The sequence below is a fragment of the Inquilinus limosus MP06 genome (assembly GCF_000767795.1).
GTDB lineage: Bacteria > Pseudomonadota > Alphaproteobacteria > DSM-16000 > Inquilinaceae > Inquilinus > Inquilinus limosus_E.
Genome location: NZ_JANX01000645.1, coordinates 1 through 3270, shown reverse-complemented (window position 1 = coordinate 3270; position 3270 = coordinate 1). Strand labels below are relative to the sequence as shown.

General features: G+C 70.5%; 5 protein-coding genes and 1 tRNA gene. 2 read left to right on the top strand and 4 right to left on the bottom strand.

The genetic code is table 11. From position 1 onward, the window contains the following. Window positions 1–68: 68 nt before the first annotated feature. Window positions 69–650 carry an HPF/RaiA family ribosome-associated protein gene (locus P409_RS30140; protein ID WP_034847121.1) on the bottom strand — a complete coding sequence of 194 codons (582 nt, stop codon included), beginning with the start codon at window positions 648–650 and terminating at the stop codon, window positions 69–71. 112 nt (window positions 651–762) lie between these two features. Beyond that, window positions 763–1254, bottom strand: coding sequence for an anthrone oxygenase family protein (locus tag P409_RS30135; RefSeq protein WP_034847120.1), 492 nt, complete (start codon window positions 1252–1254; stop codon window positions 763–765). A 207-nt stretch (window positions 1255–1461) separates the two neighbouring features. On the opposite strand from P409_RS30135, the gene P409_RS30130 reads away from it, so the two are divergent. Both P409_RS30130 and P409_RS30125 read left to right on the top strand, forming a co-directional pair. Next, complete coding sequence (locus tag P409_RS30130) at window positions 1462–2121, top strand: TetR/AcrR family transcriptional regulator (RefSeq protein WP_034847118.1); 660 nt, start codon at window positions 1462–1464, stop codon at window positions 2119–2121. Next, the gene (locus P409_RS30125; RefSeq protein WP_034847117.1) at window positions 2118–2645 is read left to right on the top strand and encodes a GNAT family N-acetyltransferase; all 528 of its coding nucleotides are present in this window, start codon (window positions 2118–2120) and stop codon (window positions 2643–2645) included. Before P409_RS30130 ends, P409_RS30125 begins: the two co-directional genes overlap by 4 nt. 11 nt (window positions 2646–2656) lie before the next feature. Here the strand turns inward: P409_RS30125 and P409_RS30120 are convergent. Continuing rightward, a tRNA-Leu gene (locus P409_RS30120) sits at window positions 2657–2743 on the bottom strand. A 34-nt stretch (window positions 2744–2777) separates the two neighbouring features. Beyond that, window positions 2778–3270: hypothetical protein (locus P409_RS39450; RefSeq protein ID WP_202964857.1), on the bottom strand; the 493-nt coding region annotated here is incomplete at its 5' end.

Below are 3270 nucleotides of genomic sequence, written 5' to 3'. Positions count from 1 at the left end.
AGAGGCAACGCGAAGACGCTCGACATCCTTCATGGCCCGACCTCAATTCATTCCGCCCCAGGCCGCTCTCATTCGACGGCGCGGTCGCCGCCCAGCAGGCGGATCGAGCTGGCCTGCGGGCCCATCGGGCCTTCGCCGGTGGCCAGGGTCAGATGCACCATGGTGCCGACCGCCAGTTCATCGAAGCGGCCGTCGATTACGGCGTTGCGGGTGAAGTACAGGCTGCCGGCCTGCTTGGCCTCGACGAAGCCGTAGTTCTGGTCGGGATACAGCCGGCTGACGGTGCCGGTCTCGCCCGCCGCCTCATGCGCCTTGACCTCGCCCTGGATGATGCGGGCGGCCTCGTCCAGCTTGCGCTCGACCACGTCGAAGCTGCGGTTGACGAGGACGCCGTGGTCGCGGGGATTGCGACGCTCTTCCATATCCTTGACCACGATCTTCGGCTTGCCCGGAATCTCGACCTCGACCGCGATGCCGAGCGGCGGCCTGCCGCCGCCCCGGGCCGGACGGTGCGGAGCCTCGATCACCACGCGGCACCCGATCAGGTTGGGATAGAGGCGCTCGAGATGGCCGACGCGGTCGCGCACGACCTCCTTCATCGCCTCAGATCCTTCGACGTTCTTGAACGAGAGCTGCAACGGCTTCTGCATGTCGGGCCTCCATCGCGTCCGTCGGTCCGAGGGGCTGTCGCCCTCCCTTGGCGAACCCCCCGAGGCGGCCGGGAGTTCCCGGCCGCCTCGGGGCCGATGGAGCCCTTCGCGGTCAGGCCGCCGGCCACCGCCAGGCCAGGATGAAGCAGGCCGCCGCCACCGCGCCGGTCACCGTCCGCACATGGTTCCAGACCGTCCAGTCCGGGACGTAGCGGGCCCAGATGGCCGCGCCCCCGGCGCTGGCCGGATCGACGGCGGCCAGGGCGTCGTTCAGCGGCACGTTGCCCGCCATCGTCACCACGATGTTGCCGGCGATGTAGATCACGGCGCCGACCACCACCAGGGCCGGGTGGGGCCCGGCCCAGCCGAACAGGGCGGCGACGGCGACGACTGCGCACAGCACCGCCGTGCCCATGAAGACCATCATGAACAGCGGGTTGATCACCACGATGTTGATCGACTGCATCGCGGCGATCCCCTGCGGCGCCGGCAGGCGGGCCAGGGCGCCCATCACGAAGGTCGAGAAGGCGAAGAAGATGCCGCCGGCCAGGCCGGAGCCCAGCGCCGACAGGAAGATCAGGACCGAGACCACGCGTTCGCCCATCGTCAGCTCTCCATCGTCAGGGGCAGGGAGGGGGTTGCCGGTCAGCCGGCCCGGACGCCGGATGCGCCGGCGTAGCGCGGCTTGCGCACTTGCATCGCGCTCGCCGACGAGGCGATGATCTTCTCGCAATGTGAGAGTTTATCATGTTTAAAAAAGTGATAAACTCTCATATTTCTTGCGTCAAGCGGATTTGCACAGGATCGATCCATGGCCGCCGCCAGTACCGCCCTTCCCCCCGCCGCCGATCCGGCCGGCCCGTTGCGCCGCGCGCCGAGCCAGCGCCGCAGCCGCGAGCGCGTGGAGAGGATCCTGGCGGTGGCGACGGAGCTGATCGCGGCCCGGGGCAGCGACGCGCTGCGCATGGCCGAGGTGGCGGCGAAGGCCGGCATCTCGATCGGCTCGCTGTACCAGTACTTCCCGGACAAGGCGGCAGTGATCCGGGCCCTGGCCGAGCGCTATAACGCCGAGGGGCGGGCCTGCATCGAGGCGGGGCTGCGGGAGGTGCGCGACGCCGCCGGGCTGCGCCGGGCCTTCGGCGAACTGATCGACACCTATTACGACCTGTTCCTGGCCGAGCCGGTGATGCGCGACATCTGGTCGGGGCTGCAGGCCGACAAGGGGTTGCGCGAGATCGACCTGGAGGACAGCCGGATCAACGGCAGGGTGCTGGCGGCGGCGCTGGCCCGGATCGACCCGGCCGCCGACCCGGCGGAGCTGTCGACCCGGGCCCTGCTGGTGATGCAGTTGGGCGAGGCGACGATGCGCCTGGCCATCTCCGTCGGCCGGGAGGAGGGCGACGCCCTGGTCGAGACCTATAAGCGCATGGCGCTGCGCGAGCTGGCGCCGGAACAGGGATCCCCGGAATGATCATCGAGACCGCCGAGCGGCTGTCGCCGGCCGACATCGCCGATTGCGACTTTTCCTTCGATATCCGCGGCGAGCTGGTCGCGCCCTATAACGACCCGGTCGCGGACGCCCGGCCGGTCGAGCCGTACCGCAAGGCCTATGCATTCGATGCCGACGACTTCGCCGAGATCGGCCCCGACCGGCTGCTGGCCGTGGCGCGGGAGGGCGGCCGGCTGCGCGGCTACATCCTGGTGTCGGAGAGCTGGAACGGCTACGCGTCGGTGGACGATGTCGCGGTCGACCGGGCGGTCCGGGGATCCGGCCTGGGGGCGCGGCTGATGGACCGTGCGGTGCAATGGGCGCGCGAGCGCGAATTGCCGGGTATCCGGCTGGAGACCCAGTCGAACAACATCGCGGCCTGCCGCTTCTATCGGCGCTATGGCTTCGTGCTCGGGGGCTATGATGCGTACCAGTACCGCACGTTCCCGGCGCTGCGGGCCGAGGTGGCCCTGTTCTGGTACCTGATGCTCCCGACCGATCCCTGAGGTCCGAAAGCTGGTGCGGGCGGTCGGGGTCGAACCGACACTCTGTCACCAGAACTGGATTTTGAGTCCAGCGCGTCTGCCAATTCCGCCACGCCCGCGCGGGGCCGCATCATAGGCGGCGCCGGACGTCCGTCAACGAAATTGCAGGGGCCCGGAATCGGGCAGGGCGCCGGCGCCCGGCGCCGCGCCGACGGTGAAGGGCCGGCCGCGCTCGGCCGACCACCAGGTCACGATCAGATGCGGCGCCAGGGCGGCGATCAGGATCGCCTGCTGCGGCTCGCTCTCGACGAAATGGGTGCAGCCGATCCGGGTTGCCGTCTCGGCCTTGTAGCGGGCGACCAGGGCGGGGCCGGACAGGCTGTCGGGCCGGCATTCCAGCGCCATCCCGCCATGGCCGTGGCTGGCCAGCCAGGCGGCGATCCGCGCCCGCTCCGATTCCGGCCGGCCGGTGATCACCGCGGCCCGGTCGTCGCGGAAGAAGGGCAGGGCGGGCTCCACCTCGCCGTCGCCATCCGCCAGCACGCCGTCGACCTCCATCCCGACAAAGGGCTGCTCGGTCCGGCGGTCCGGGCCGTGCCCGGCGGCGCGGTGGGCCCGGCCGTCCGGCGTCGCCTCGCCGCGCTCC

Coding starts and splice junctions, on each gene's coding strand:
- P409_RS30140 (WP_034847121.1), bottom strand. CDS start 650: ATGCAGAAGCCGTTGCAGCTCTCGTTCAAGAACGTCGAAGGATCTGAG.
- P409_RS30135 (WP_034847120.1), bottom strand. CDS start 1,254: ATGGGCGAACGCGTGGTCTCGGTCCTGATCTTCCTGTCGGCGCTGGGC.
- P409_RS30130 (WP_034847118.1), top strand. CDS start 1,462: ATGGCCGCCGCCAGTACCGCCCTTCCCCCCGCCGCCGATCCGGCCGGC.
- P409_RS30125 (WP_034847117.1), top strand. CDS start 2,118: ATGATCATCGAGACCGCCGAGCGGCTGTCGCCGGCCGACATCGCCGAT.